This window comes from Helicobacter felistomachi, assembly GCF_030296895.1.
GTDB classification, from domain to species: domain Bacteria; phylum Campylobacterota; class Campylobacteria; order Campylobacterales; family Helicobacteraceae; genus Helicobacter; species Helicobacter felistomachi.
In genome coordinates this window covers 21774-48406 of sequence record NZ_AP028022.1, presented here as the reverse complement: position 1 = coordinate 48406, position 26633 = coordinate 21774, and the positions used below count along the sequence as shown (strand labels likewise).

Genomic DNA, 26633 nt, shown 5'->3' with positions numbered 1-26633 from the left:
ATGGCATTGAAATTTTTTAAACTCTATGGCTATGGTTTGGGGGTGGTGTTGCTCTGTTTGGGGGTGTATGTGGGCGTGTTTATGGCTGAGGTCAAACACAAGAGTGCAGATCAGGCGCAAATAGAGCCTCCAAAAGTGCAAGCACAAGCGCAAGAGAAAAGCACAGAACAAGAACAGGCGCAAGAAGCCCCCAAAGGAGCAACTCCCACAGAGGGCAAAGAGGCAACAGAGGTAAAAGTTGAAGCCAAATCGGTAGAGAGCAAAGAGGCAAACAAAGAAACTAAAACCACAGAAACCAAAGAGGTGCAAGAAAACACGGCCAAAAAGGCAAAGCCCACCCCCCAAGAGCAAGCCCCTAAAGAACAAGCCACAGAGGCCAAAGAGGGTGCGAAAGAACCCCCCTACACTATCTACCATGTGGATGTGAGCGCCGTCAATGTCCGCACAAAACCGAGCACCCACGCCCCTGTGGTGGCAAAAATCCTAAGAGGACACGAGGTGCATGTCCTAGAAGTCAAAGAGGGTTGGGGCCGGGTTGACAAGGGTTGGGTGTATTTGCCCCTGCTAAAAAAGGAACAATAAATGCGCCAATACGCTGTCTTTGGTAACCCCATCGCCCACTCCAAATCCCCCCTACTCCACAACGCTGTGTTTGTGCGCTACGAAAAAGAATTGGGCTTTAGGGGCAACTACCACCCCATATTGTTAGAAAACCCTCAAAATTTAAAAAAGCGTTTCTTAGAATTAGGGCTATGTGGGGCAAATATCACCACGCCCTTTAAAGAGAGCGCCTTTGCCTTAAGCGATAGAGTAGAGGGGTTGGCACAAGAGATTCAAGCCGTGAATACTTGGGTGTTAAGAGAGGGGCAAATTGTGGGTTACAACACCGACATAGAGGGCTTTTTAGCCCCCCTAGAGGGGCTTGACATTTCTAGGGCTTTGATCTTAGGGGCTGGGGGGAGCGCGCGGGCTGTGCTGTGCGCCTTAAAATCAAGGGGCATCGAGGTCGTGGTGTGCAATAGAAGTGGCGAAAAACTCGCCTATTTTCAAGCCCAAAATGTCCCCAGCTTTTTAAGCCAAGATTGCCCCCTAGACGCTTACGATTTAATCATCAACACCACCACCGCAGGGCTACAAGAGCCAAATTTGCCATGCGACAAAAACAAGCTCACAGCCCTGTTTCAACAAGCCAACTATGCCTACGATCTCATTTACCACAACACCCCCTTTTTAAGCCTAGCTAGAGAGTGCCGCTTAAAGACCTTTGATGGCAAGGCCATGCTCATCGCCCAAGCGGTGCTCAGTTTCGCCCAGTTTGCCCCCCATTTAAACAGCTCCTTAGTGCAAGCAACCATGCAAGAAGTGCTAAATTGAGCCACCTAAGCCCCCTTGAAAAGATCAATCTCGGCAGTTTCTACACCCCCCCTTTCTTGGTGCAAAGGGCGTTTTCTTTACTGAGTGCCCATTTAGAGCCTAAAGAATATTGCCTCCTAGATAGCGCTTGTGGGGCGGGGGCGTTTTCTTTCTCAAGGGGGTTTAAAAAGGTGGTGGGCGTGGATAGGGATTTAACCGCCCTAAAGCAAGCCAAAATCAACGTCCCCACCGCCCATTTAATCCACACAAACGCCCTAAGGGGGTGCAGCCACCAAAGTCTAGGGCTTGCCAAGGGCGATCAATGCGCCATTGTGGGTAACCCCCCTTACAACGACACGACTTCACAAATACGCCAAGGGCTAAAAACAGCCCCCATAGACACCGACTCCCTATTAAAGGCAAGGGATTTAGGGCTTAGTTTTTTGCGCTCTTACGACCTACTCAAAGCGGAGGTTGTGTGTGTCTTGCACCCCTTATCTTATCTCATCAAAAAGACAAATTTCCAAGCCCTAAAAGGTTTTAGACAAAACTACCGCCTAAAAGACGCTTTGATCCTTAGATCTAAAATCTTTTGCCCCAAATCGCTTGCCCCCTTTCCCATCATCTTAGCCCTTTATGCAAGGGACACACAGGGCATGGATTTTGGATTTATCGCCAATTTTAGCTTTAACACCCTAGAGGGCAAGAGTTTTAGGCTCAAAGAGCTAGAGTCCATCACCCCCCACATCGACAAACACCCCAATGCTAAAAAAGTCCAAGAGACTAGGTCTTTTTTCTACCCATTAAGAGACATCAACGCTTTAGCGCGCTTTAAAACCTTTATGCCGACCCAAAAGGCACACAGCGTTTTAATGAGCCCCAAAAAATACAGCCTTTACTGCTGCATGGACATTTTTAAAACCCAAATCCCCCACTACCCAAGAAATTGCGACATTTTCTTTAATTTTGAGAGATTTAAAGCCCTAGAAGACGCATTGATCCACACCGGCCAAAACAAACACCTAAGCCCACAAATTAAAGCCTATTTTAGGGATTTGCTCGGTGAGCATTATCTATGATAAGTAACTTAGAAAAGGAGTTTAATGGCTTTTAAACCTTTAAGCGTGGCTCAACTTTTAAGCACAGATAAAAAGCGGTTAGCTCTCTTAAACGCGATTTTAGAGGATTTTGAGAGTGAGACAGAGTTTAAAAGTGTTTTGGCATATATCGCTCAGTCTAAGGGGATAGACTTGCCCGAATTAGAGGGGACAGATTTTGATTTTTTAAGTGCGATAAGGCAGCTGGGTTACCGCCTGCAAGCCAAATTGCTAGAGCCTTTAGACTAAGCTAACCTAGCAAATTTGGGGCAAGCATGTACCAAAAAGACCTAGAAAACTATTTAAAAACCCGTGTGCCTAGGGCAGTGTTGCTCTATGGGGAGTGGGAGTTTTACATCGAACACTATGGGAAAAAAATCGCTAAACTCTATCCGCAGGCGCAAATCAATCGGGCGTACTTTAGTGAGTTTGATTTACAAGAAACCCTAGAGTGGCTCGGGCTTTCTAGTTTATTCGCACAGGGTAATTTAGCGTGGCTTAAACTGGATAAGAAGCTCAGCACCAAAGACACCCAAAAACTCTTAGACACCCTAGCAAAAAATCCCCAAAATGCTCTCATCATTGAGTTTTATCGGGCGAAAAGCCAAAGTGAATACGCCCAAGACTTTAGGCAATTTAGCGCACATTTCAAGCACCCTACTTTATTAGACTCGGTGCTAGAAGTGCGTTTTTTCACCCCCTCCTATGCTGTACTTTTGGAGTTGGTGCAAGAGAAAATCTACGCACTGCAACTGCAAATCAGCCAAGAGGCGCTGCATTTGCTCTTAGAGGGACATAATTTTGATTTGCGTTTAATCCATAGAGATTTAGAAAAATTAGCCCTGCTCGGGCAAGAGATCGGCTTACAAGAGGTGCAGGATTTGGTGCAGGGCATGGGGGCGGTGGAGGTGGGCGGATTTTTAAACGCCTTGTTTGCCAAAAGAGGCGTGTTAGAGCTTTGGGGGCGGCTGCAAAATGAGGGGGTGGATGAGGGTGAGTGGCTGAGGGCATTGTGGCGTTACTTTTATCAGCTCTTTGGCTTTTTTGCCTACAACCAAAAGGGGCAAGTGCAGGCCAAAGAGGTGTTGGGCTACACCCCCCCGCCCGCCATTGTCAAAGAGTTAAAAGAGCGTTGTCAGCAAGTCGCCGATTACACCACGCTTTTTAGTTTGTTGCAAAGCTGGCACAGTGCACACCTGCGGGGGCAAAGAGAAAAAGAGTTGGCATTTTTTAATCAAAATACAAGATTGTATCCGCTAGAATCCTAAGCTTAACCTTGCTCTTTTCGCACGGCGAAAGGGCGGAAACCAAAAGGAGAATTTTTGAAGCATTACGAGACGATGTTTATCCTCAAACCCACGTTGGTGGAAGAGGAATTGAAAAGCAAAATCGCTTTTTACCAAGAAGTGATCACCACTCAGGGGGGTGTGATTGCCAACACACTAGACATGGGCGCGCGCCACTTGGCCTATGAGATTCAAAAGCACAAAAGGGGTTACTATTTTGTCATTTACTTTCAGGCCGAGCCTGCAGCGGTCTTAGAGTTGGAGAGGCTGTATCGGATTAACGAAGATGTGTTGCGCTTCATCATTTTGAAATACGAGAACAAAAAAGAGCAGAAAGCATGGCACACTTTGATAGATCGAGCCAGCAAGAAAATCTTACACGCTGCGCCCGAAAAGCCCCACAAAGAAGCCCCCGCTAAAGAAACCCCCACAGAGGGGCAAGAAGGTCAGGGTGTATAATAAAATCACCCTTGTCGGGCATTTTACAAAAGATATAGAGGTGCGCCACTTGCCTAGTGGGTCTGTGGTGGGGAGTGGGGGGATTGCCACAAACCACACTTATAAAAAGCAGGATGGGAGCAAAGAACAAGAAACTTGTTTTGTGGACATCACCCTTTTTGGGCGCACGGCAGAGATCGCCCAACAATACCTACACAAGGGGTCTAAGGTGCTCCTTGAGGGGCGTTTGAAGTTTGAGAGTTGGACGGACAATGCGGGCAATAAACGCAGCAAGCATGTGGTGGTGGTGGAGAATTTGGTGATGCTAGATAGCAAACCCCAAAACAGCCAAACCCCACAAGCCTATACGCAGGGAAACTTTGCCCCACAGGGTGGCTTTGCCCCGCAAAGCTCTCCCAAGCGGGAAGAAAAAATCCCCGAGATCAACGTCGATGACGACATGCCTTTTTAAACTACACTAAAGGAAGCAAATGGAGAGAAAGAAGTACTCAAAGCGTTACTGCAAATACACAGAAGCCAAGATCGAGTTCATCGATTATAAGGATTTAGAACTGTTAAAACACTCTTTATCCGAACGCTATAAAATCATGCCCCGCCGTTTGACGGGCAATAGCAAAAAGTGGCAAGAGAGGGTGGAAGTGGCGATCAAACGAGCGCGCCACATGGCGTTGATCCCCTATGTCGTGGATCGCAAAAAAGTGGTAGACAACCCCTTTAGATTGTCTTAATTTCAAACAAGGAGAATACAATGGTTTCTAAAAAGTTAGTGTTGTTAGGTTTGGCTGGGGCTTTGGCTTTGGCTGGGTGTGATAAACCCAAAGAAGAACATGGCGCAAAAAAAGAGGAGAGCCACAAAGAAGCCCCTAAAACAGATGTGAAAAAAGAAGATATGAAAAAGGAAGAGGTCAATAAACCCGGGGTCAAAAAAGAGGAAGGCAAACCCACTAGCCAGGCGGCCAAACCCGAAGAAGGTCAAGCCATGGCTCAAGCCATCACCGATCAAGATGTCGCACAAGTGGTCAAAAACGCTTTAGAGGACATGCTCAAAGATCCACAAGTGCAAAAAATCAAGGGGCACAACACTTTAGTGCTTGAGGCAAAAAACAGCACAAAAGAACAAATCGACACAGCCAAGCTCGCCCAAGCAGAGGAAGCGATGCTCAAAGAGCAGAAAAAATTTGTGGTGGTGGATGTCCGTGCGAAGGCGGCTAAACACCCCCACTTGACCCTAAACACCGAAGTGAAACCCGCCAAAGAGGGTAAGGAAAGCGTGTTGGTGTTGCACCTTGTGAGCAATAAAAACGGGCAAGATGTGTGGAAAGCCGAACTGCCTATTTTACACGCTGAACCCCACGCTAGAGCGGGGCGTTAGTTTTTAGATAGCCATTTTGTGCTAGGATAGGACTTTATTTTTAAACAAGGAGCCGGCATGCGTGCTAAGAGATGGTTGTTACTAGGGAGTGTTGTAGGAGCTTTGATCGTCGTAGGGTGTGGTGAGCCCAAATCCGGGGTCAGCAAAGAAAACAAAGAATACCGCAAAGAAACCAAAGGTGCGCCCAAGTGGGTGGTTGGCGATCTCAACGAGATTAAAATGCACGACAAGGAATACACGAGCGTTTTCTTAGGTCGAGGAGAATACGACATTGTGGGGGGAGATGTGTCCTTTGCGACCGATCAAGCCGCCGCCGCTGCCAAAGCGAATTTAGCCGCTAACCTGAAAACCGAGCTCACTAAAGAGGTGCAAAGCCACAAAGCGAGCGATGGAAATAGCATGAATAAGATGAGTAGCGTAGATGTGGGCGAGAAAGTCGATCGCGTGTTGAACGCCACAAAACTCTTAGCGCGTTGGGTGGGTAAGGACAAGGTTTGGGTTCTCTATGGACTCGATCAAGGCATTGTGTCTAAAGTGCGCCAAGAATTGGGTTTACAATAGTATTTAAGTGAAACAGCTTTGGTTAGGGGGGCTCTTATTGCCGTTCTTGGGCTGTGCAAGCAACCCTGCTTGGGTGCAAAACTGCTCTGCTAAGGCCTACACTCAAGGCAGCAGACTCTTGGCCTGTGCCAGCGCGCCCATTGTAAGCGGCGACATAAATTACGCTACAAACCTAGCCAGCACAAAAGCTAAGGGCAAGATAGCGGCATGGGTTTTAGCAAAAAACCCCAAAGCCAGCGGGCGTGTGGAGCTGGTGGGGACGCGCTTAGAGTCTAAATGGGTGGGGGTTTCTTTGGTCTATGTCTTGTTTGGTGTGGATGTGGCGCAGGCCATAAAAGCGTCAAACACAGCAGCACCCAAAGAGCCCACCAGCACAGCAAAGCCAGCACCAAAAGCGCAAGAGTCCACACCAAAACCTACAGAGCCAAAGGCGCAAGAGCCTAAAGCTCCCGCTCGGGCGGTCCAAGAAAAGGCAGACACATCAAAGACGCGCACACAAAAGGCAACAACGCCTAAAGAAACAGCAACACAAAAGTTACTAGAACAAACAGATGCACCCAAAGGGCAAGCAAATCCAAAACAAGAGACTTTAAACAGACAAGTAGAACAGAAAGGGCAAAATTGAAACCATGGAACTAAGTAAAAAAATTGTGGCTTCCTGTGTGGTGGGGGCTTTGGCTTTGGGCATTGCGGGGTGTGGCAACGATGTGTCTTATGCCTCCCAAAAAGACTTAAACGATAAAAAATACGCCACAGTGGGGCTGGATTATCAAGATGTGGAGGACGCGGCTAAAACCGCTGTAACGTCCATGTTGCAAAGCCCCGATTTTGAGAACTTGAAGGGTAAGCAGGTCATTGCAGTTTCGGATGTAATCAACGACACCATGCAACACTTCGACACTGAACAGCTCACCCAGATGGTGTTGCAAACCCTTAAAGACAAGGTGCAGGGCAAGTTCTATGTAACGAGGGCTGTTGCGGGCAGTGGGGGCACTGAGGATAAAATGATCGCTAAGGCCCGCAAATTGCGCAACAACGCGGAGTTTAACCAAGAGACCACCAAAGAAAAAGGGACGCTAAGGGCCCCCGATTTGAGCCTAGGTGGCAAGGTGATCCAGCGCAATGCCCGCGTGAGTTCGAGTAAACAGCGCATCGACTACATCTTTATTTTGCGCCTTGTCAGCATCAATAATGGGTTAGATGTGTGGAGTAAAGAGTTCCCCATCACCAAGCTAGGGAGCAATAAAGCCGTTTCATGGTAGGCAGTAAGGTGCACCAAAGGCTTTTGGCTTCTTTTCTAGCTGGGATTCTTAGCCTAACGGCTGTGGGCTGCACTGGCTTAACCCCTGCCATGCGCGCCCAACAACAAGCTTTTGTAGCCGACATCACCCACACCGCTAAAGAGGCTTTAAAGGCCATGCTGCAAAGCCCCAAAATCCAAGCATTACAAGGATCGGTCTTTGGGGTCGTGGATGTGGAAAATGAGAGTAAGCAACGCCTAGACACCGAGCAGCTCACGCAAATGGTGTTAAAGACCTTGCAAGAGAGCGGGAGAGATAAGTTCTTTGCCAAAAGAGCGGTGGTGGAGGGCGATAGTGAGGACAGCACCATTAAGAAAACTGCACAAATGCGTAGCCTAACCACGCCAAAACCCGCTAGCCTTTTCTTAAACACCTCCATCGTCCAACGCACCAGTGAGCAACACGTAGAAAATATTTTGATTCTGAATGTGGTGAAGGTGGCCACGGGGCTAGAAGTGTGGAGTGGGGAGTTTGCCATTAGCCACAATCCCTAAGCACAGCCAAATTTGGGGATTAAAATTTGAATCTTATTGCCCGTAAAGTGGGGCTTTTTTGGTAAGACACGCTAAAGGTGATCGCAAAGCTTAACACATTGCCCGGGTTTAAATAAGTTTCTTGCTCTTAGATAAACTCCCGAATGCCATTGTTAATCCCATTTAAACGGAGTTTAAATGGGATTTAAGGCTGTATAAAGCTTTGCCATAAGCGTTTAACTTTTGAGCCCACAAGGCTTTCACTCTCTCAATGTGCTGTTTCTCCAAGGCTTTCATAAAGTTTTCCATAAGATCGTAGGCAATTGTGCCGTCTTCATAGGCGGGGAGAGAGATTTTAAGGCTACTTAGGGTTTTGACAAAATCACGCACTAAAAACGCCTTGTAAAATCCTTTGAAACTTGTTAAGGCAAGTTGCCATAAACAGCGCAACACGCCGATTAAAGCCCTCGAATTTGGGGTGTAAGGTTTTGGTGAATTGCCCGGCGTAAAAATCCTGCTTCATATAGAAAAATTGCATGCCTATCATCCCTACTGCTAGAGAATTGCCCTTAATCTTGTGTTCTGCGTCCAAATACGCCACCCACCCCGCAATGCCATTATTCATGCAAATGCGAGTGAAGTAAGAGTAAGCACTAGGCTTATCTGTAGGGTAAGTATTCTGCTTACTTTGAAAAAAAGCGGGGGGTTCTACAAAGATGAAGCTGTCTTTATTGAGTTGGGGGTTGCTTTGGATTTTAAACAAATCCCCCACCTTAAACTCCCTCCAAATTAGCTTAAAGGCAAAGCTACATTTCGCCCCCCCCAGTCAAATACCCGCTAAATAAATCTAACGCCTCTTGTTCTAAAGGGGTTAGGGCGGTGTTTTCTAAATTTGTAACTTTAAGATATGCTTGAAGTTCCTCCAAGCGCTCCGCTTGAAGTTCCCTTATAAAAGCTTCCATCGCTTCAAAAGCGATTTTGCCAGTGGGGGTGTGGGGCAAGGGGATTTGTTCCTCCCGTAAAGCCCTTTGTGAGCGTTTGCGGGCGTAAGAGTAGCCATGACATAAAGCTAGGCGGTTTAGAGCGGTTACAAAATATAGGGCAATATTTCGTGTAAATGGTTCGAATTTTGGACGCAAAATTTCTACATGGTCGCTTGCACTAAAGTTTCTAGGTTGGTAAAAGCAAGTACCTAAAACGGCACTATCAATAGTTAAGCAATCCCCTTTTTCCGTCCAAAAGTTGTAATAGCCCGCAATGCCGTTATTTATGGCTTGCGTGGTTACATAGGGGTAATCCCCCTTGCCGTATTTTTCTAGCTCTAGTTTGGGTGTGGTTTTGCTCCCGCTGATATAAAATAAATCTACTAATTGCACCCCACGCCACTCTAAAGCTTGCAAAGCTTGCCAGCTTTTGTTGTTCTCTTGTGGGGTCATGGGCTATCCTTAAAATTTTTATCGCAAATTGTAGCCCCACACGCCTTTAATTTTGCCTCCCACAAGGCCTTAATCTCTAATGTGTCTTTCTTTAGAGTTAACATATTTACCTCGCCTTTTGCCCCAAAAACCCCAAAATGACAGCCTCTTGTCAAGCAGAAAACTCCATAGATTCCACCAGGCAAATGGAGCAGTCCTAATCCAACGCCCAATCCATGGAGATGTTTTGGGTTTGCAAAAAGTTTTGGGCTTGTTTAAAAACTCCACTGCCTAGAAAAGTGGGCGGGCGGCTTTGGGCCAGCGGGCTTGGGTGCGGGGCACATAACACCAAATGTTTGGGATTGTGTGTCAAGACTTTCCTCTTTTCTTGCGCCACTTTGCCTAATAAGATAAAAAGTAGGGGGCGATCCAGCTGCGAGAGCGCGCTTAAAACCCCATCTGTAAAGCTCTCCCAACCTAAATGGGCGTGTCCCTTTGGTTGCCCCCTAGGCACACTCAAAATGGAGTTTAAAAGCAACACCCCTTGTTTCGCCCATGCGCTTAAATCGCCATGCCCGCTTAGGGGAGTGTTTAAGCTGGCGTGCAATTCTTGATAGATATTTTGTAGACTTTTTGGTAAGGGGGCAACTCTTGGCACACTGAAACTCAACCCACAGGCAAAAGGCCTTTCTTGCTGGTCTTGCTTAAAAGTGCCCGGGTAGGGGTCTTGGCCTAGTAAGATGGTGTGGAGTTTTTCAAAGGGCGTGGTCTCAAAGGCTCTAAAGATTTGGCGCATGGGGGGGAAAATTTGGGTGTTTTGCGCTTGGGCTTGTTGGAGACTCTCTGTATATTTGGCATTGAGCGTGTCAAAGGCGGGGGTTTGGCTCAAAGGTTCTAGCAAATTAAACCATGCGCTGTGTTGCAAGCGGGCTAAGATGTAGTGCAGCATTAGACTTCAAACTTAGAAAATTCTTGACCTAGCTGCTCGTTGTTGGCAAGCATTTCTTGAATATTTTTTTCTAGGCTAAGTCGCTGGGTCTTGATTTTGGCAAACATGTCCACTAGGTTTTGCGTAGCCACGGCCATTTCTTTAATTTGTTGCCCGATTTGCTGGTTGCTGCTCATAGCCTGTGTAGCGGTTTGGTTGGAGATGGATAAGCTGTCTTGTACGGTTTTGATGTGGGGCAGCAAACCGGAGGTTTGCTCGGATAGATCTTCTGACTCGTGTGCCATTTGCTGGATTCTAGAGCCCATGTGCTCGATGCTTTGGGTCACCATATTCACCATGCTCGCAATCTCTGCCAAAGACTTTTGTGTTTTCTCGGCAAGTTTACGCACCTCTGTCGCCACGACTGCAAAACCTCTGCCGTGCTCGCCCGCTCTAGCCGCTTCAATGGCGGCATTTAGGGCCAATAAGTTCGTTTGCTCGGCGATGTCTCTAATCAGCCCCAGCACCCTTTTAATATCGGCGGCACTGTTGGTTAAATCCTTCGCCTCTAAAGCGATCGCGCTTTGGTTTTGGGCGGAGTTTAAAGAGAGTTGTACGTGCTGGTTGATGTTTTGGCTAAAGGTGAGCATGGAGTCATCCGCCTGCTTAATTTTGTCTGTGGCTAGCTGCAAGAGTTGCATGGCTTGGATCGCACTTTGGTCCACATTTTGGCTCAAATCCCGCATGGTTTGGATGATGGTGTCCTCGTGGGTTTCTGTGGATTTAAGGGTTTGTGTGGTGTCTTGGATGGCGTGGTTTGTGGAGATGTTGGACATCAAAATGCTGCGCGAGTTTTTGACAATGCCCTGCAACTTTTCAATGAACAAATTGAAAAAATGTGCTGTGCTCCCCACCTCATCTAGATTCCCGCTCTCTAGGCGCTGGGTTAAATCTGCTTGTTTGGATTGTGTCAGCCTGCCTGCCATTTTCTTTAAACGCCTTAAGGACCTGAACAAATCGCTCTCAAAGCGCCACAACACCGCAACCCCTAACGCAGCGCACACCGCCAAGATGTAGCCCAAAGTTTTTAAGGTGTGTATGAAAATTTGCCCATAAATATTACTTAAATCAAATTGCACATTTAAAATGGCAAGCACATCCCCCACTTTTGAGTTGGTGTGGCAATTTAAACAGAGTTGTTCAGCCACAAAGGGTTGGCGCAATAAAACTAAGTGCTTCCTGTTTTTCTTAATGAAACGGATAATAGGGGCTGTATTTTTACGCTCAAACATGCTACGCATTTCGGGGTTCTCTGTAAAACCCATGTTTAGGCCAAACAGGGCGATGACCTCTTTAGAAGGCACGAAGTTGACATGCGCGCCTTGAATCCCTTGGCTGTCTTTCACGACTTTCCTCAATTGGTTAGGATCGCCTGTGAGCGCCGCCTCTTTCACCATGTTGATGAGGGCTTGGTTGATGACTTGGATCAAAGCCACGCTTTGGGTCGTGGTGAGTTTTTCATAGCCTGTACGCAAACAATAGTAAACCATCCCCACCACAATCAATGCAGCAAGTAGGATATGTGCTGTCATCTTAGCTTTAATGCTCTTTAACACCTATACATGCCTCTTTATTTATTATATTGGCTATTATTATAACAAATATTGGTTTTTAAGGTGCATAAATGAAAATTTTAGTCCGCTTGCCTAATTGGCTCGGCGATGGTGTGATGGCGACCCCCTTTTTGCAAATCCTGCAAGCCCATTTTCAAGAGATCAATGCAGAGTTCATTTTAGTCGGGCCGCCCAAGGTCTGCGCCCTATTTGAGCGCACCCCTAACTGCACGCTGGTGTTAGACAACACCAAAAAAGCCTTTTGGCGCGCTCTTGCCACCTACAGACTAGCTAAACGCATTGGTCCTTGCGACATCGCGATCACGCTCAACAACCACTTTTACGCCGCGCTGCTGCTCTACTGGACCAACACACCTAAGCGCATCGGCTATGAGCGCACAGGGCGCACTTTTTTACTCACCCATCCCCTAGAGCCCATCAACGCCCACCAAGTGGAGAGTTATTGCCACCTACTAAGCCCCCTTGTGCCTAAAACCCCCCTACCTCCTCTACTCATCCACGCCAACCCCCTAAAGCTAGAGGGGCCTAAGAACATAGGGGTGAGCCCGGGGGCGGCTTTTGGGAGTGCTAAACGCTGGAAGCCCGCCTATTTTAGAGAGTTGATCGCCAACTTGTTAGAAAAAGGCTACGGAGTGTATGTCCTGGGGGCCAAGGAAGATTTGGACGTGGTGCAAGAAGTGTTAGAGCCGTTGGAAGAAAACCCGCTGCTACACAATCTGTGCGGCAAAACCAGCATCCCTGAGCTCATAGACACGATCGCCGCCCTAGACCTATTCATCTGCAATGACAGCGGCCCCATGCACATTGCCGCTGCCTTGAATGTCCCCATTATTGCCCTTTTTGGCCCCACAGACCCCAGAGAAACGGGGCCGTGGCAATACAAAAAGGCGACCTTGCTCTCTAAAGCCATGCCCTGCTCACCTTGCAAACAGCGCACCTGCCCACTCAAACACGACAACCACGCCTGCATGACGCGGCTATTGCCCTCAAGCGTGCTTAAGGCTGTGGATGAAGTTCTGTCCTAGCACAGGCCTGCAGGTGGCTTAAAAGGGCGTGCAAGATGTCCCCATCGTCCTTGCTGGGAGCTTTAAGCAAGACATTTTGATCGCCCCCCATAAATAGTGTGACATTCTGCCCGTATTGCGAGATTTTGGAGATTTTCAAGCGGTTAGCTAGAATTTTAATCCGTATGATTTGCAAAAATTGTGTGCTCATGGTGTCTAGCACTCCAAAGCGATCACGCATTTCAGCCTGAATCTCTTGCACGCTGGCTAAATCCTTGCAAAAGCCTAAACGCCGATACAGCTCCAAGCGCAGGCTATCGCTGGCGATGAGCTTAGGGCTTAAAAACCCACTCACACTTAAGCTTAAATCCACACCCACATCCTGCGTACGCCCACAAATCGCTTCTTCAAGCATTTTCGTGTAAAGCCCATAGCCAATGCTTTTAATGTGCCCGCTTTGGTGCGCCCCTAAGAAATTGCCCCCACCCCGAATCTGCAGATCGTGCATGGCAATGCTCGCTCCACTGCCTAGATACGAGTTTTTCTCCAAAGCGAGCAGCCTTTTCTTGGCCTCATTGCTCAAACTCTCAGTGTCCTGCACGAGAAAATAACAAAAGCCTTCTAAATGCCCGCGACCCACACGCCCCCTGAGTTGGTGCAAATCCGCTAGTCCGAAGTTGTCGGCGTTGTCAATGATGATGGTGTTGGCATTGGGTAGGTGTATGCCAGATTCCACGATAGAAGTGCATAAAAGCACCTCGTAATCCCCTTTAGCAAAGTCCAGCAAAGCTTGTTCGGCTTGTAGGGCTGGGACTTTAGAGTGCAAGATTTGCACCCTTAAATGGGGCAGGAGTTTTAACAGGGCGGCCTGCACCTTTGGCATGCTCTCGATGTGGTTGTGGATGTAAAACACCTGCCCCTTGCGGCGCAACTCTCTTAAGATCGCCTCTTTTAAAAGCGCGTCCGTCTTTTCCTTGACAAAAGTGCGGCTGGGTTGCCTGATGCTAGGTGGGGTATTTAGGGTGCTGACTCCTTTAAGTTTGGATAGAGCCATGCTAAGGGTGCGGGGGATGGGCGTGGCAGACATGCTAAGGCAATGCACGCTTTCGCTCAAAGCCTTGATCGCCTCTTTTTGCTTAACCCCAAATTTATGCTCTTCATCCACCACGACGAGCCCAAGCTCTTTAAACTTTGCATCTAAAAGTGCATGGGTGCCCACCACCACATCAACCAAGCCCTTTTTTAAACCCTCTAAAACCGCTTTTTTATCTCTACTGAAGCGATCGAGCTTCGCCACCTTCAGCCCAAAGGGTTCTAGGCGCGCTTTTAAAGTGGCAAAGTGCTGCGCGCATAAAAGCGTGGTGGGCACAAAGAGCGCGCTTTGCTTGCCGCTTAAGAAAATCGCGTAAATGGCGTGCATGGCGACCTCTGTCTTGCCAAAGCCCACATCTCCATTTAAAAGCCGATCCATCACCTGTCCGCTGGCAAAATCCTGCAAAATAGCAGCAATGCTCTGCTCTTGATCGACAGTGAGCGCAAATCCACAGGCTTTTTTAAAGACTTGCATTTGGTGCGTGTCGATTTGCGCCAAGTCGTTTTTAAGTAGGTTGCGCTTGGCCGCTAGGGCGATGATTTGCGCCGACATGTCTAAAATCTTGGCCCGCACCTTGTCCTTAACTTTGGCAAAGTTACCCTTGCCGAGTTTGTCTAACAAGGGCATGTCTTGGTTGGCGATGTAGCGCTCGATGAGGTGTAAATTTTCTACGGGCAAGAGCAGGCGGTCGGCGTTTTGGTATTCTAGGGCGATAAAGTCGCGCACGCTGCCTAGCACGCTTTGCTGCACCAACCCCTTAAACAGCCCGATGCCATAGTTTTCATGCACCACAAAATCTCCGGGCACAAGTTCATTGAGCATGAGCTTAGAGCGGCTGGCACCCTTTGGAGGCTCGTAGCCATGCGTGGATAAAAAAAGCTGTGTAGGGGTAGAAAAATGCAGCACGCAGGTAGAGATCGCGCTTTCAAAGGGGGTGTTGGTGATGGGCAAAAAGTCCGCATTTTTAGCGATGAGCGTGATTTTTTTAGCAGCGTTGAGTTCTAAAAAGTCCTGCCAATTTGCTGGCTTTTGGATGTCTTGGCAGTGTGGGGGCGTGGGTAAAAGGGGCAGGCTTAAGGCGCGCTCTAGGGCAGGGCTTGACTCTAGATTGTGCCACTCTTTGGCTTGCTCTTTAGCCCCTGCGCTTAAAATCACGCTGTAATGTGTTAAAAAATCGCGCCCCAAATCCTCCAACACCCAAAAGCCTAGAGAGGCCAAATCGGGTAGTAACACGGGGGCATTTAACTTGTCTAAGCGTTGTTGCAATAGGGCGTGTGTGGGGGCATCTAGGCTAAAAAGAGCGGGGGTGATGTCTATTTGTTCAATGACGGACGGGTCGCTAAGCTGCGTGCGCGGGTCAAAGGTGCGGATGTCCTCGCAATCTTGGCCTAAAAAACTTAGGCGATGAGGCTTTGCCTGTCCTGGGATGAAAATATCCACAATGTCGCCTCGAAAGCTCGCCTCGCCGGGCAGTTCAATCAAATCCACAAAGTCGTAGCCAAAGAGCCTTAGCCTTTCTTGCAAGTCTTGTAGGTCGTAGCTCTCTAGGCAAGTGATGGCAAAGCTTTGTAAAAGCTTGGGGCAAGGCAGGGGGTTTAAGAGTGCGCTCAAAGGGGCTAAGAGCTTGGTGTTGGGATCGTTTTTTAAAGAGGTGTAAAAGTATCCTAGAGTGCTTAAGAGCTCTTTGAGCTCCGCGCTAAAGGCACGCATGTCATCTAGGTAGTGGGCGCGTAGTTCAGGCAACACAAACACGGGGGTGTGCGGGCTAAAGAAGCGCCACACCTGCAGGGCTTCTAGGGCTTCCTTAGCATCTTTAGTGGCTAGGATTGTGGACTTAAAAGAGCCCAAGGCGGCATGAAGGCTAGCTTGAATCATGAAGGCTTGGCGGCCTTGTTCTCTTCGAGATTTTGGATCACATCCTTTCTAGGGTGACTCTCTCCGGTTAAAATCCCCTTGCGCTCGATGATGAGCTCGGAGCTTACGATCTTGCCATCCACATAGCCTAGGGGCATGATCTCAATCACATCTGCCTCAGCGTTGCCGTTAAACTTGCCGCTCACCACCAAGCGGCTGGCAAAAATGTCGCCCATCATCACGCCGTTTTTGCCGATCACCACCACACTTTTGGAGTGGATGGTCCCCTCAAACTCGCCATCGATGTGCAAATGGCAGTCGATGTTTAATTCGCCTTTGAACTTGGTGCCTTGGGCGATGATGGTGGCTGATCCATTAGCAGGTTGTTTATGATCGTTAGCAAAGATTGCCATGCAATGTTCCTTTCCTTTGTGAAGATAAAATCAAAGTCTCTCATGTTCCACTTAATGAAATACATGGGGTTGATGGGCTTGGTTAAAAAGCGCACCTCGTAGTGTAAATGTGGGCCCGTACTCATCCCTGAGCTGCCGCTGTAGGCGATGAGTTGGCCTTTTTTGACAAACTCCCCATTTTTCACCGCGATTTTCTTTAAGTGGGCGTAGTAGGTTTTAAAGCCAAAGGGGTGATAGAGCTTGATGAGCTGTCCGTACCCCCATTCCACCCCGCCCCGCAAAGCCCACCACCCCATTAGCCGTGGCATAAACGGGGGTGCCCACGGGGGTGCTTAAATCCACGCCCGTGTGGTTGGCCATGCGGTGCAAGATGGGATGGTAGCGCTTGGAAAAGGTGCTAGACACCCTTTTAAAGCTCTCTAAAGGGTTGTCATTGGGGATGAAGCGCATGATAAAGGTTTTTTGCGCCCCCGTGATGCTAGCGACATCTAGACGCTGGCTTAGGGGGGCGTTGTCGTCCTCTTGGCTGTTGTCCACCCCCACGAAGTCCTCTAAATCGTTGATGCGATCGCCGGCGAGCATGATCTCTTCTAAATAGCCTTGTAATTGTCGGTTGAGTTGGGCATGGGCCTCAGCGCTCTTTTGGTATTCGCGGGTTAGTTTTTTGGTTTGGGCTTTGGTGATGTGGATTTCGTGCTCGAGCGTGTAAAGCGCGATGGCTAAAAAGAGCAATACCCCCACCACTAGCAAAAGCAAATAATAGGCCAGCTGTTTGTAAACAACGGGGATGTTTAGCGTCCTGCTCCCATCGTTGTAGGTGAAGATTAAAATGAGCCGCTTATTGAGCCACACTAAGTTCCCCTAAACCTTGGGCTTGGGCTTTTTTATAGCCCTGCACTTGCACCATGTCCTCAATGCTGTAAAAGAGGTTTTGCCAATCCACTTGTTCGTCTGCAAACACGGCATTAAAGTGCTCCATGTCCCAGTCCATGAACAAGGGCATGTCCACGATCCGCCCTAAAAATCGGATTTCATAGTGCAGACTCGTGCTGCTATAACCCAAGAGCTCGCCCTTTTGCACAAAGGCGTGGGGCTTGATAGTGATGGAGTTTAAGCGAGCATAAATAGAGGTGAAGCCAAAGGCGTTTTCCAGGCGAATCAATTTGCCGTAGTCTTGAAAATTGCGCTGCAAGAGCAAATCCACGACCCCGCTGGCGGTGGCGTAAACGGGGGTGTTGGTAGCCACACTGAAGTTGTAGGCATTGTAGGGGCCTAGCGACTTTTTATGCAAGGTGTTGGCCTTCACCCGTGCTTTATAACTTTTCACCGGCTCGCCATTGGGGATGAGGGCTAAAGTCAGGGTTTTATTCGCCTTTGAAAGGGCGTTTAAATCCACTTCATACGACTTATCCACCTTGGTTTTTTCCACCTTTAAAATGCCCTCCAAGTCCTTGATTTTGCGGGTTACTAGGGCAATTTCTTGGGTTTTTTGGCTGATCTCTTGCTGCATGGCTCTGTTTTTGTTGTAAATGCTTTGGTAGCTGGCTTGAATCATGTTTTTGTCCAAAGTGAGCCCACTGATGCGGTGCACCAAATAGATCAGCACCAGTCCCCCCACGATGAGCACGGCAAGCACCAGTGCCCCCGCCACTAAGGCGTGCCTTTTGGCGTTCTTAGGTACGCGCCACTGCCTTGAGCCGTTTTCATCGATGATGGTGAGCATGAATTTATCTGCCAAAGCCCCCCCTTTGCAAAAAGCTACGCACCACGCTAAAGGAGCCCGCCACTAAATAAGACTTGCTAGGCTCTAATTCTCCCTTAAAAGGGCTAAAAGGCAAATTGAGCTCTTTTAAAATGCCCTCTAATCTCTCATAGGGCATGGTTTGACTATCTTGCACGGGCAGCACCCACACATGCCGCACACAGGGTTTTAAACTTTCTAAGACCCCCAATGCATCTTTTCTAGCGTAGCTGTTGTAAATCAAGTCTAATTGCCGCCCTTTTAAAGCCTCAGCTAAAGCCCTAGCCCCCCCCACATTGTGCGCCACATCTAGCAAGACATTGGGCTTAAGGGCTTCAAAACGCCCCCTTAAATTTAGCCGTTTTAAAGTTTTAGGCGCAAGGTTTAGGGCGTGCAAGGTGCTTAGCGCGCTCTGTAAATTCTGCACCAAAAAGGGCGGATAACCCCATTTTTGTCCCTCTTTTAGGGCTTGTGGGCTTAAATCTTCAATGAAGATCAAATTTTGGCTAGGTAAAAGTTTTTTAGCCAATCCTTGCATCTCTAACTCTTGTTTGGCAAAAATGATGGGCGTGTGGGGCTCTAAGCCTAGCCCTGCCTTTAATTTTGTCGTGGCAATTTCCAATAAATTTGCACCTAAGCGGTCGGTGTGATCCACGCTAATGGGCGTAAAAACTAGGGCGATGCGCTTATTTAAACTCGTGGTGCTGTCAAACTCGCCACCTAATCCCGCCTCAGCGACCATATAATCGCAATCTTTAGCCAAAACCACCGCTAAGAGCGTGGCGTATTCAAAATAACTTAAATTAGGGTCTAGGGGTAGGCTTTGCAAATAAACGTGGGCTTGCTCTAGCTGCTCTTGGGGGATATTTCGCCCATTGGTGTAAAAGCGCTCATTAAAGTCTAGCAAATGCGGGGAGCTAAAGTGCAGGACTTTAAAACCGCTTGCCTCTAAGCTTTGGGCGATAAAACGCCCCGTGCTGCCCTTGCCATTGGTGCCGACAATGTGGATTTTAGGCGTGGTGTCTTTAAAATGCTGGCAAAAGTCCTTGTAGGCTTGTTTAAAACGCCTAGGCTCAAAGGGGGCAAGTTCAAAGGGTTTGGTGGTAAGAAAATCGCTTAACTTCATTTATTCACCTTCCCCTCGTAGGCAATTTGGGACACAAATTGTGTGAGGGTTTGCTCTAGGGCTTGGCCGATGGCATACAGACGGTTATTGTAGGTGATTAAGGGGTCTTGCAAGGACACAGCGTAATTGTAATAACCATTGTCCTCAAAGGTCTTGGTAACGCCCATTTTATTGTCGTAGGTGTAGGTGACATACACCGTAACCCTATAAAAGGTGGTGAAGCCCTCTTGGTTTTGGCTAATGGAAGTGTCGATGACCCTTTTCATTTCAATGGTGATGATCGAGTCGGCTTGCTTCTCTGTGGTTAGGGTGTTTTGGAAGCGCTGCACGATGAAGCGGTTCAACAAGTCCTTAAACTCCACGGAGTTTTTAGGGTTGGGTAAATTCACCACTAGGCGCACGAACACCCCCTTACCCAACACCTTATCCGCAAAGTTGGCGATGGGCTGATACCCACAGTCACAGAGTAAAAAGACTAAAACCCACGCCCGCCACATTTGCCCGCCACATTTCTTAAGCAAGGACGAAATTCACCAACTTGGCCGGCACAACCACTTCTTTAAGCACCTTTTGCCCCTCTAGCCACTTTACCACCTCTTGGCGGGCGGCTTCTAACAACGCCTCTTTAGGGGTGTCTTTAGGCACGCTCACCAGCCCACGCTTTTTGCCATTGATGGTGATGGCAATGTTAACATTATCTTGCTCTAGGGCCTTAGCGTCCACTTCTAGGGGCTTGAAGTTGCTAAGCTTAAAAAGCCTATGGGCAATTTCAAAGCACACATGGGGGATGATGGGCTCTAGGATATGGGTTAAAATGTAGTACCCCTCCGTCCAAATGGCGGCATTGCTGCTTTTCTCTAGGGCGTTTAAAGCTTCCATGCACGCGGCGATTAAAGTGTTGAAGGGGTAGTTGGGGATGGCTTCTTTAAAGATGTCGTGGCATTTTTGTAGGGCCAAATGCACCTTTTGGCGGGCTTGTTTGTCCTCGGCATTTAGGCTACTTAGTTCAATTTTAGGCGCGTTTTCACAAGGCTGTGCTAAAAAGGACTTTTCATAAAAGCGGCGTAAAAAGCGCGCCGCCCCCTCTAGGGCTTGGTCGTTCCAATCGAGCTCTTTATGCGGGGGGGCGACAAAGTGGATGTAGAGCCTTGCGATGTCCGCCCCGTGTTTGTTTAAAATCTCTCTAGGGGTGACGACATTGCCCTTAGACTTACTCATTTTCGCCCCGTCTTTAAGCACCATGCCTTGCGTGGTTAGGGCTAAAAAGGGCTCGTCCAGCTTGACATAGCCTAAGTCCCTTAAGGCCCTTGTAAAAAACCTCGCGTAGAGCAGGTGTAAAATGGCGTGCTCGATCCCGCCAATATACGAATCCACACCCAACCAATAGCTTAACTCTTGTGGCTCAAAAGCTTGTTGCTCCCGTAGAGCTTTGGGCGTGGTGTAGCGCAAGAAATACCAACTGGATTGGAAAAAGGTGTCCATCGTGTCGGTTTCTCTTTGCGCCTTGCCCCCACATTGCGGACAAGTGCAATCTCTAAAAGTCGGGTGCTTGTCTAGGGGGTTGCCCTCGCCATCGATCACCACATTTTCAGGCAATAAAATAGGCAAATTCTCTAACTTCTCACACACCAACCCGCAACTAGCACAATGCACCATGGGGATGAGTGCCCCCCAGTAGCGCTGCCTTGAAATGCCCCAATCTTGCAAGCGGTAGTTAATGACCCTTTGCCCTAGTTTTTGCTCCTCAAAGAGTGCACTTAGTTGTTCTTTGGCCTCTGTGGTGCTTAAGCCATTGTAGTCTTGGCTGTTTTGTAAAATGCCCTCTTCATTGCAAGGCACTTCCTGCCCCACAATCAAGGGGATGATGGAGATGTTTAGAAGTTTGGCAAATTCATAGTCTCTAGGGTCGCAACCGGGCACGCCCATTAAAGCCCCACTGCCATAGTTTTCTAACACAAAGTTAGCCACAAACACAGGGATCAACTCTTTTGTAAGGGGATGAATCGCTTTTAAAGGCAAGGCAACCCCCCTTTTTTCTAACGCCCTCGTGCGCATGTTGGTGTTTTGGATGGCTTTAATCTCTTTAGCGGCATTTGGCTCTAATGCCCCCTTGTCTAGCAAGGTTTGCACGAAGGGGTGGCCGGGGGCTAGGGCAATGAAAGTGACACCATAAATGGTATCTATGCGGGTGGTGAAAACTTCTAGGCCTTGAGAATGCCCTAAGAGCTCTTGGCTAGCTTGATCTAGGCTGAAGCTAAAGCCCATGCCGCTAGATTTGCCCATCCAATTTTCTTGCATGCGTAGCACTTGGTTAGGCCAGTGTCCCTCTAGGGTTTTTAAGCCCTCTAAAAGTTCCTCCACATAGGCGGTGATTTTTAGATAGTATTGGGGCATTTCTTTTTGCTCCACCAAACAATCACAGCGCCAGCACCGCCCATCGATCACCTGTTCGTTGGCTAAGATCGTTTTATCCTTAGGACACCAATTCAGCCACGCCTTTTTTTGATAGACCAAGCCTTTTTCATACATTTCGATAAAAAATTGCTGTTCGATCTTCGTGTAATCGGGCGCACAGGTGGCAAACTCCCTCTCTTGGCAAAAGGAAAAGCCTAGAGCCTGAAACTCTTGGCGCATTTTTGCCATGTTCTCATAGGTCCATTTTTTAGGGTGCACGCCGTGCTTGATGGCAGCATTTTCCGCGGGCATGCCAAAAGCGTCAAAGCCCATCGGGTGCAAGACATTGTAGCCCATTTGGCGGGCATATCTAGCCAAAGCATCCCCAATAGCGTAGTTTCTCACATGCCCCATGTGCACCTCTCCGCTAGGGTAGGGCAACATGCTTAAAATGTACTTTTTGGGTTTGCTAAAGTCATCACTAGGTTCAAAGGCATTTGACTTAGCCCAAACGTTTTGCCATTTTGCTTCAATTTCTTTAGGGTTGTAGGTTTGCATCAGTATTCCACATCTGTATTTTTAATGCTGTCGATCACCAAGAGCACCAAACAAAAGACATTGCTGATGAGTGCGCCGATCATCAAAGTGTAGGCAAAGATCAAATTGTTTAAGATTTGCAAAAAGACAAAGGCGGGCATGAGGTGCAAGAGGGCGACTAGCGAACCGCCCATAAGCTCGGAGGCAAATTGCTTCTGCACCCCGATTTTCAGCGTCGTGACAATGAGGTTTAAGGCCATCGCCACAAAGAGGATCACCACATTAGGCTCATACAAAAACCCCGCAATGGAGGTGGTACTCACCAAACTAAAAATGGTAAAGACAACCCGACCCCAGTCCATAGCTCTCCTTTGTGGCTAAACCCGCCCGTGTTCGTATTGGCGGCGCAAGCGCTCCTTTTCTTGTTTCTTTTTTGCCTTTTTTAATTCGTTTTCGTGGTATCTCTCTAGATCAAAACCGAGCAAAATCGCCACTCTAGGGGCGATGAAGATCGAGCTGTAAGTCCCCACGATGGTGCCAAGCAACATGGGCAAAGAAAAGCCCACTAAAATTTTAGACCCAAAGATATAGAGCACCAAGAGCACAAAAAACACGGTCAAAGAAGTGAGTAAGGTCCTTGTGAGGGTGCTGGAAATCGCTTCGTTGATGACATAATCTAAATCATTCGTGCGCTTGGTGAGCATGCCCTCGCGGATGCGGTCAAAAATAATGATGGTGTCGTTGATGGAGTAGCCGATTAAGGTCAAAATAGCGGCAATGACTTCTAGGTTTAAATCGATGTTAAACACAATCACGCTTGTGGCGGTAATCAAGCTATCGTGCAAGAGCGCGACCACACTCGCCAGCGCAAAACGCCACTCATAGCGCACCCCGACATACAACATCATGGCAAGGATCGCCAAGACTAAAGAAAGCACACCCTTTTTTTTCAGCTCATCGCCCACTTTAGGCCCCACGCTATCCAGCTTGCGGATTTCAAACTTGCCTAAAGGTTTTAAAATGTTTGTGATCTCTGTGCTCAAATCCTTATGCACCTTGCCCACAGGGATTTTAATCACCACTTCCTGCTCCGAGCCAAAGGCACTCACCTGCACGCCACTAAATTGCGCCTCAGTGAAAGCTTGTCGGATCTTGGTGATGGGGGCTTTTTGGGTGAAACGCACCTGGGCCACGCTCCCACCGGCAAAGTCCACACCCAAATTAAAGCCCTTAAACAAAATCAGCCCCAAACAAGCGACGACTAAGAGCGTGGAGGCTGCAAGCCCCCATTTGGAGTACTCCATGAAGTTGAGGATCTTCACCCGTTTAAACAGCTCCACTACGCCCCCCTTTTAGAAACTTGGTTAGACACACCAAACCACAACGCCAAATTCCTTTTGCGTGAGAGTTTGGGCAAAATGGCTTGGTAAAAACCTTGCGTGCCGACAATGGCGGTTAAGATCGAGGCTAGAATGCCAATGCCCGTGGTGAGCGCAAAGCCCTTGATCGAGCCCGTGCCATAGGCGTAGAGCAAAAAAGAGGCGATGAGAGAGGTGAGATTGGAGTCAAAGATCGCCCTTGAGGCGTTGGCATAGCCCGAGTGCAGGGCTTGCGCAATGCTCTCATTGCGCCTTAGGCCTTCTCTCACGCGCTCATTGATGATGATGTTTGCGTCCACCGCCATCCCCACGGTCAACACAATGCCCGCCATGCCCGGCAAGGTCAGGGTTGCCCCAAAGATCGCCATCACAGCGATGATTAAAAATAAATTGACGATGAGCGCCACGCTGGCAATCACGCCGGCTAAAGCGTAGTAGGCGATCATAAAGACCATGACTAAAATAAAGCCTCCGATCAACGCCACGATCGAAGTTTTGATGCTATCAGCCCCCAAACTGGGACCAATGATGCGCTTTTCTAAGACCACAAGGGGGGCGCTCAACACCCCACTTCTTAGCGCAATGGCTAAGTCGCTGGCCTGTGCGACCGTGAAGTCGCCACTAATTTGCCCGCTACCCCCGCCGATGCGCTCACGGATATAAGGGGCGGAGTAGACCTTATGATCCAACACCACCGCCATGCGCTTACCCACATTTTCGCCCGAGAAGTCGCCAAAAATCTTCGCCCCTTGTGAGTTTAAAGAGAAACTCACCACGGGCTGGTTGTTTTTGTCATAGACCACCTGCGCGTCTGTGAGCATTTCCCCGTCTAAAATGGGGATCGCCTTTAAGAGCAAATGTCCGTAAGCCTGTCCGCCCCTGCCCGCATAGGGCAAAACCACATCGCCTAATTTTTTAATCTCTTCATCGGTGAGGCTGTCTAAATACTCGTTCTTTTCCTCATCCACAGCCATCATCTGCAAATGGGCGGACTTGGTGATGAGATCCTTTGCCCTTTGCTCTTCCTCAATGCTGTTGATCCCAGGCAGTTGCACCAACACCGCGTCTTTGCCTTGTTGCAACACGGTTGGCTCGGCTAGTCCAAATTGATCGAGGCGGTTTTTAATGGTGCTGATGACCTGCACCACGGTTTGCTGTTTGTAGGCTTCAGTCTTTCTAAAAGAGAGGCGCAGGGTGTAGTTGCTACCGGTGGTGAAAATTTCCACCCCGTCTTTGCGCCAATCTTGCAAAATCTTGTCTACATTCTTTTCATCGTCCTTGTCTAAGAGTGTGAAGGCCACGCCTTGCAAGGAAGAGTGTAAATCTTGGACTAAAATATTTTGTTGCTTAAAGGCGTAGTCAAGTGAAGAAGCGATGGAGGCGTATTTAGTCTTTAAGGCTTCCTGCACCCCCACGCCCAAAAGCAAACTAAGCCCGCCTCTTAAATCCAGCCCCAATGTGATCTTAGGTCCCTTGGTTTGTAAAAAGCTAGGCAAAGCAAAACCCACACCAAAGATCAGGGCGCAAATGAAGGCTAAAAGCCGTGCGTTAAACACCCGTTGCACGGGTTAGTTTCCTTCTGTTGGGGTTTGGTCTTCAAACTTGTAGGCGACATGGTTTTTAGAAAGCTTGGCTTCTGTGTTGTCGTTGAGCTTGACTTTAAAAAAGTTGTTTTCTGGCTTGATGACCTCACAAATGAGTCCGCCTTGCGTTACGATCTTATCGCCCTTTTGCAAGCCCTCCACCATCTCTTTATGCCTCTTAGCCTGCACCCTTTGGGGACGGATGATGAGAAAATAGAAAATCAAAAACAGCACCAAAAGGGGCAAAAGGGAGGTTAAGATGTCCTTGGTTTGATTCATGCACTTCCTTATGTGGGTAAACGCACCATTATAACGACTTTTCCTAATTTTTGGCTTTTTTGAGTGCCTCTAGTGCCAATAAATACAGAGTGCCGACAATGCCCGAAACGATCGAACCTAGCAAAATGGCGATTTTGGACACCTCCATCGCATCCACATTGTTGAAGGCGATGTTGGAGATAAACATGGACATCGTAAAGCCGATGCCCGCCAACATGCCCGCCCCTAAAATCTGCCCCCAGCTCACCCCCTCGGGGCGTTTGGCGATGTGTAATTTTTCACTTAAAAAGGTGATGCCCAAAATCCCGATGGGTTTGCCGATCACCAGCCCCAAGATCACGCCCCATAAAATCTCATCCACATGGAAGTTTAAATCCTTACCAATTTGCACCCCCGCATTGGCAAAGGCAAACAAGGGCATGATGAAGTAAGCCCCATAGGGGTGCAAGATGTGTTCTAAGCGCTCCAAAGGGCTTTGCAGCGACATGGTGGCGTTTTGTAGGCTGTAAAGCGCGTCTCTTTGGTTTTGCTCTAAAGGTTTAGTGGTGGGGTTTTTAAAGCAGCCTTTAAAATGCGCTAGGGCTGTTGAAAAGGATTGCAAGACCTTAGAGGGCTGAGAAATCTTAATGGGAATCGTAAAAGCTAGAGCCACCGCAGCGATGGTGGCGTGAATCCCGCTGTTGTGCGTGGTGAACCACAGCCCCACGCCCAAGAGTAAATAGGGCCACAAACTTTTCACCCCCAAGCGGTTGAGTACCAGCAAAATGAGTAAAATCAACGCAGAGCCGCCCAGCCAAATCAATTTTAAATTTGTGGTGTAAAAAATGGCGATCACCACAATCGCCCCCAAATCATCGGCGACCGCTAGAGTTACCAAGAAAACTTTAAGCGCGGGGGGGACTCGTTTGCCTAAAAGCAAAATCACCCCCAACGCAAAGGCGATGTCGGTCGCCATAGGAATCCCAAAGCCGTGTGCGCTGTTGGTGCCGGCATTGAGGCTATAGTAAATGATCCCCGGGGCCATCATCCCGCCAAGGGCGGCAACCACAGGGAAGGCGGCTTTTTGAAACCCGCACAACTCCCCATACATCACCTCCCGCTTGATCTCCAAGCCCACAAGGAGAAAGAAAAAAGCCATCAGGACATCATCGATCCATTGATGCACTGAAAAGCCTAGAAAGGTCTTGCCAAAGACGATGCCTAGTTTTGTGTGCCACAGCTCAAAGTAGTAAGGGGACACAAAAGAATTGGCGCAAATCATCGCCCAACACGCGCTCACAAATAAGAAAATCCCTCCAAAAGATTCACTCTTGACAAAGTCCACAAAAATATTTTTCTTCATATTAGGCAT

Annotated in this window: 30 protein-coding genes and 1 pseudogene; 14 read left to right on the top strand and 17 right to left on the bottom strand. The window is 48.3% G+C overall.

Annotated features, from left to right (window positions below; translation table 11 throughout):
* The 13 genes from QUE23_RS00255 to QUE23_RS00195 are packed head-to-tail and all read left to right on the top strand — an operon-like array spanning position 1 to position 7923.
* Complete coding sequence (locus QUE23_RS00255) at positions 1-582, top strand: SH3 domain-containing protein (RefSeq protein WP_286348744.1); 582 nt, start codon at positions 1-3, stop codon at positions 580-582.
* A complete protein-coding gene (locus QUE23_RS00250; RefSeq protein WP_286348743.1) occupies positions 583-1374 on the top strand; it encodes a shikimate dehydrogenase in 792 nt (263 codons plus the stop codon).
* Entirely contained in the window at positions 1371-2432 is a 1062-nt protein-coding gene (locus QUE23_RS00245) for a DNA methyltransferase family protein (protein ID WP_286348742.1), read from the top strand. Before QUE23_RS00250 ends, QUE23_RS00245 begins: the two co-directional genes overlap by 4 nt.
* Positions 2433-2456: 24 nt before the next feature.
* Entirely contained in the window at positions 2457-2699 is a 243-nt protein-coding gene (locus tag QUE23_RS00240) for a hypothetical protein (protein ID WP_286348741.1), read from the top strand.
* A 26-nt stretch (positions 2700-2725) separates the two neighbouring features.
* Positions 2726-3718, top strand: coding sequence for a DNA polymerase III subunit delta (gene holA, locus QUE23_RS00235; RefSeq protein WP_286348740.1), 993 nt, complete (start codon positions 2726-2728; stop codon positions 3716-3718).
* 54 nt (positions 3719-3772) lie between these two features.
* Positions 3773-4195 carry a 30S ribosomal protein S6 gene (gene rpsF, locus QUE23_RS00230; protein WP_286348739.1) on the top strand — a complete coding sequence of 141 codons (423 nt, stop codon included), beginning with the start codon at positions 3773-3775 and terminating at the stop codon, positions 4193-4195.
* Positions 4188-4646 (top strand): single-stranded DNA-binding protein, encoded by a 459-nt coding sequence (ssb, locus tag QUE23_RS00225; RefSeq protein ID WP_286348738.1) that lies wholly within the window; start codon positions 4188-4190, stop codon positions 4644-4646. The genes rpsF and ssb overlap by 8 nt, the downstream gene beginning before the upstream one ends.
* 19 nt (positions 4647-4665) lie before the next feature.
* Positions 4666-4923, top strand: coding sequence for a 30S ribosomal protein S18 (rpsR, locus tag QUE23_RS00220; RefSeq protein ID WP_015107151.1), 258 nt, complete (start codon positions 4666-4668; stop codon positions 4921-4923).
* Between the two features lie 20 nt (positions 4924-4943).
* A complete protein-coding gene (locus tag QUE23_RS00215; protein WP_286348737.1) occupies positions 4944-5567 on the top strand; it encodes an LpoB-related protein in 624 nt (207 codons plus the stop codon).
* Between the two features lie 57 nt (positions 5568-5624).
* Positions 5625-6128: an LPP20 family lipoprotein gene (locus QUE23_RS00210; protein ID WP_286348736.1), complete on the top strand. Its 504-nt coding sequence runs from the start codon at positions 5625-5627 to the stop codon at positions 6126-6128.
* 7 nt (positions 6129-6135) lie between these two features.
* On the top strand, positions 6136-6753 hold the full coding sequence (locus QUE23_RS00205; protein WP_286348735.1) for a hypothetical protein: 618 nt from the start codon (positions 6136-6138) through the stop codon (positions 6751-6753).
* Between the two features lie 4 nt (positions 6754-6757).
* Entirely contained in the window at positions 6758-7390 is a 633-nt protein-coding gene (gene lpoB, locus QUE23_RS00200) for a penicillin-binding protein activator LpoB (RefSeq protein ID WP_286348734.1), read from the top strand.
* Entirely contained in the window at positions 7384-7923 is a 540-nt protein-coding gene (locus tag QUE23_RS00195; RefSeq protein ID WP_286348733.1) for an LpoB-related protein, read from the top strand. The genes lpoB and QUE23_RS00195 overlap by 7 nt, the downstream gene beginning before the upstream one ends.
* Positions 7924-8085: 162 nt before the next feature.
* On the opposite strand, the gene QUE23_RS00190 is transcribed toward QUE23_RS00195, so the two are convergent.
* The 5 genes from QUE23_RS00190 to QUE23_RS00170 all read right to left on the bottom strand — a co-directional run bounded on the left by QUE23_RS00190 (position 8086) and on the right by QUE23_RS00170 (position 11837).
* A complete protein-coding gene (locus tag QUE23_RS00190; RefSeq protein ID WP_286348732.1) occupies positions 8086-8292 on the bottom strand; it encodes a hypothetical protein in 207 nt (68 codons plus the stop codon).
* Positions 8285-8692, bottom strand: a complete 408-nt coding sequence (locus QUE23_RS00185) for a restriction endonuclease subunit S (RefSeq protein WP_434802019.1) — start codon at positions 8690-8692, stop codon at positions 8285-8287. The genes QUE23_RS00190 and QUE23_RS00185 overlap by 8 nt, the downstream gene beginning before the upstream one ends.
* A 16-nt stretch (positions 8693-8708) precedes the next feature.
* The gene (locus QUE23_RS00180; RefSeq protein WP_286348730.1) at positions 8709-9338 is read right to left on the bottom strand and encodes a restriction endonuclease subunit S; all 630 of its coding nucleotides are present in this window, start codon (positions 9336-9338) and stop codon (positions 8709-8711) included.
* Positions 9339-9534: 196 nt separating this feature from the next.
* Entirely contained in the window at positions 9535-10266 is a 732-nt protein-coding gene (gene ung / locus QUE23_RS00175; RefSeq protein WP_286348729.1) for a uracil-DNA glycosylase, read from the bottom strand.
* On the bottom strand, positions 10266-11837 hold the full coding sequence (locus tag QUE23_RS00170) for a methyl-accepting chemotaxis protein (protein ID WP_286348728.1): 1572 nt from the start codon (positions 11835-11837) through the stop codon (positions 10266-10268). The genes ung and QUE23_RS00170 overlap by 1 nt, the downstream gene beginning before the upstream one ends.
* A 92-nt stretch (positions 11838-11929) precedes the next feature.
* Between QUE23_RS00170 and waaF the strand changes: the two genes are divergently transcribed.
* Positions 11930-12904, top strand: coding sequence for a lipopolysaccharide heptosyltransferase II (waaF, locus tag QUE23_RS00165; RefSeq protein ID WP_286348727.1), 975 nt, complete (start codon positions 11930-11932; stop codon positions 12902-12904).
* Here waaF and mfd read toward each other — a convergent pair.
* The 12 genes and pseudogenes from mfd to nhaA all read right to left on the bottom strand — a co-directional run bounded on the left by mfd (position 12876) and on the right by nhaA (position 26633).
* Positions 12876-15851: a transcription-repair coupling factor gene (mfd, locus tag QUE23_RS00160; RefSeq protein WP_286348726.1), complete on the bottom strand. Its 2976-nt coding sequence runs from the start codon at positions 15849-15851 to the stop codon at positions 12876-12878. The two genes, waaF and mfd, sit on opposite strands and share 29 nt — an antisense overlap.
* Positions 15848-16243 (bottom strand): bactofilin family protein, encoded by a 396-nt coding sequence (locus QUE23_RS00155; protein WP_286348725.1) that lies wholly within the window; start codon positions 16241-16243, stop codon positions 15848-15850. Before QUE23_RS00155 ends, mfd begins: the two co-directional genes overlap by 4 nt.
* A pseudogene (locus tag QUE23_RS00150) lies at positions 16156-17095 on the bottom strand (M23 family metallopeptidase). The gene QUE23_RS00155 and the pseudogene QUE23_RS00150 overlap by 88 nt, the downstream one beginning before the upstream one ends.
* Positions 17082-17981 (bottom strand): M23 family metallopeptidase, encoded by a 900-nt coding sequence (locus tag QUE23_RS00145; RefSeq protein WP_286348724.1) that lies wholly within the window; start codon positions 17979-17981, stop codon positions 17082-17084. The pseudogene QUE23_RS00150 and the gene QUE23_RS00145 overlap by 14 nt, the downstream one beginning before the upstream one ends.
* Positions 17971-19110 carry a bifunctional folylpolyglutamate synthase/dihydrofolate synthase gene (locus QUE23_RS00140; RefSeq protein WP_286348723.1) on the bottom strand — a complete coding sequence of 380 codons (1140 nt, stop codon included), beginning with the start codon at positions 19108-19110 and terminating at the stop codon, positions 17971-17973. The genes QUE23_RS00145 and QUE23_RS00140 overlap by 11 nt, the downstream gene beginning before the upstream one ends.
* A complete protein-coding gene (lptE, locus tag QUE23_RS00135) occupies positions 19107-19607 on the bottom strand; it encodes an LPS assembly lipoprotein LptE (protein ID WP_286348722.1) in 501 nt (166 codons plus the stop codon). The genes QUE23_RS00140 and lptE overlap by 4 nt, the downstream gene beginning before the upstream one ends.
* A gap of 16 nt (positions 19608-19623) precedes the next feature.
* A complete protein-coding gene (gene leuS / locus QUE23_RS00130) occupies positions 19624-22062 on the bottom strand; it encodes a leucine--tRNA ligase (RefSeq protein WP_286348721.1) in 2439 nt (812 codons plus the stop codon).
* On the bottom strand, positions 22062-22403 hold the full coding sequence (locus QUE23_RS00125; protein ID WP_053941027.1) for a DUF6394 family protein: 342 nt from the start codon (positions 22401-22403) through the stop codon (positions 22062-22064). Before QUE23_RS00125 ends, leuS begins: the two co-directional genes overlap by 1 nt.
* A 15-nt stretch (positions 22404-22418) precedes the next feature.
* Positions 22419-23381 carry a protein translocase subunit SecF gene (gene secF / locus QUE23_RS00120; protein ID WP_286348720.1) on the bottom strand — a complete coding sequence of 321 codons (963 nt, stop codon included), beginning with the start codon at positions 23379-23381 and terminating at the stop codon, positions 22419-22421.
* Entirely contained in the window at positions 23381-24985 is a 1605-nt protein-coding gene (secD, locus tag QUE23_RS00115) for a protein translocase subunit SecD (protein WP_286348719.1), read from the bottom strand. The genes secF and secD overlap by 1 nt, the downstream gene beginning before the upstream one ends.
* 3 nt (positions 24986-24988) lie before the next feature.
* On the bottom strand, positions 24989-25282 hold the full coding sequence (gene yajC / locus QUE23_RS00110) for a preprotein translocase subunit YajC (RefSeq protein ID WP_286348718.1): 294 nt from the start codon (positions 25280-25282) through the stop codon (positions 24989-24991).
* A gap of 43 nt (positions 25283-25325) precedes the next feature.
* Positions 25326-26633, bottom strand: coding sequence for a sodium/proton antiporter NhaA (gene nhaA, locus QUE23_RS00105; RefSeq protein WP_286348717.1), 1308 nt, complete (start codon positions 26631-26633; stop codon positions 25326-25328).

What these genes read in the sequence shown, in the direction of transcription:
- QUE23_RS00255 (WP_286348744.1), top strand. Translation starts at nt 1, where the DNA reads ATGGCATTGAAATTTTTTAAACTCTATGGCTATGGTTTGGGGGTGGTG.
- QUE23_RS00250 (WP_286348743.1), top strand. Translation starts at nt 583, where the DNA reads ATGCGCCAATACGCTGTCTTTGGTAACCCCATCGCCCACTCCAAATCC.
- QUE23_RS00240 (WP_286348741.1), top strand. Translation starts at nt 2,457, where the DNA reads ATGGCTTTTAAACCTTTAAGCGTGGCTCAACTTTTAAGCACAGATAAA.
- holA (WP_286348740.1), top strand. Translation starts at nt 2,726, where the DNA reads ATGTACCAAAAAGACCTAGAAAACTATTTAAAAACCCGTGTGCCTAGG.
- rpsR (WP_015107151.1), top strand. Translation starts at nt 4,666, where the DNA reads ATGGAGAGAAAGAAGTACTCAAAGCGTTACTGCAAATACACAGAAGCC.
- QUE23_RS00215 (WP_286348737.1), top strand. Translation starts at nt 4,944, where the DNA reads ATGGTTTCTAAAAAGTTAGTGTTGTTAGGTTTGGCTGGGGCTTTGGCT.
- QUE23_RS00210 (WP_286348736.1), top strand. Translation starts at nt 5,625, where the DNA reads ATGCGTGCTAAGAGATGGTTGTTACTAGGGAGTGTTGTAGGAGCTTTG.
- lpoB (WP_286348734.1), top strand. Translation starts at nt 6,758, where the DNA reads ATGGAACTAAGTAAAAAAATTGTGGCTTCCTGTGTGGTGGGGGCTTTG.
- QUE23_RS00195 (WP_286348733.1), top strand. Translation starts at nt 7,384, where the DNA reads ATGGTAGGCAGTAAGGTGCACCAAAGGCTTTTGGCTTCTTTTCTAGCT.
- QUE23_RS00180 (WP_286348730.1), bottom strand. Translation starts at nt 9,338, where the DNA reads ATGACCCCACAAGAGAACAACAAAAGCTGGCAAGCTTTGCAAGCTTTA.
- ung (WP_286348729.1), bottom strand. Translation starts at nt 10,266, where the DNA reads ATGCTGCACTACATCTTAGCCCGCTTGCAACACAGCGCATGGTTTAAT.
- QUE23_RS00170 (WP_286348728.1), bottom strand. Translation starts at nt 11,837, where the DNA reads ATGACAGCACATATCCTACTTGCTGCATTGATTGTGGTGGGGATGGTT.
- waaF (WP_286348727.1), top strand. Translation starts at nt 11,930, where the DNA reads ATGAAAATTTTAGTCCGCTTGCCTAATTGGCTCGGCGATGGTGTGATG.
- mfd (WP_286348726.1), bottom strand. Translation starts at nt 15,851, where the DNA reads ATGATTCAAGCTAGCCTTCATGCCGCCTTGGGCTCTTTTAAGTCCACA.
- QUE23_RS00155 (WP_286348725.1), bottom strand. Translation starts at nt 16,243, where the DNA reads ATGGCAATCTTTGCTAACGATCATAAACAACCTGCTAATGGATCAGCC.
- QUE23_RS00140 (WP_286348723.1), bottom strand. Translation starts at nt 19,110, where the DNA reads ATGAAGTTAAGCGATTTTCTTACCACCAAACCCTTTGAACTTGCCCCC.
- lptE (WP_286348722.1), bottom strand. Translation starts at nt 19,607, where the DNA reads ATGTGGCGGGCGTGGGTTTTAGTCTTTTTACTCTGTGACTGTGGGTAT.
- leuS (WP_286348721.1), bottom strand. Translation starts at nt 22,062, where the DNA reads ATGCAAACCTACAACCCTAAAGAAATTGAAGCAAAATGGCAAAACGTT.
- QUE23_RS00125 (WP_053941027.1), bottom strand. Translation starts at nt 22,403, where the DNA reads ATGGACTGGGGTCGGGTTGTCTTTACCATTTTTAGTTTGGTGAGTACC.
- yajC (WP_286348718.1), bottom strand. Translation starts at nt 25,282, where the DNA reads ATGAATCAAACCAAGGACATCTTAACCTCCCTTTTGCCCCTTTTGGTG.
- nhaA (WP_286348717.1), bottom strand. Translation starts at nt 26,633, where the DNA reads ATGCCTAATATGAAGAAAAATATTTTTGTGGACTTTGTCAAGAGTGAA.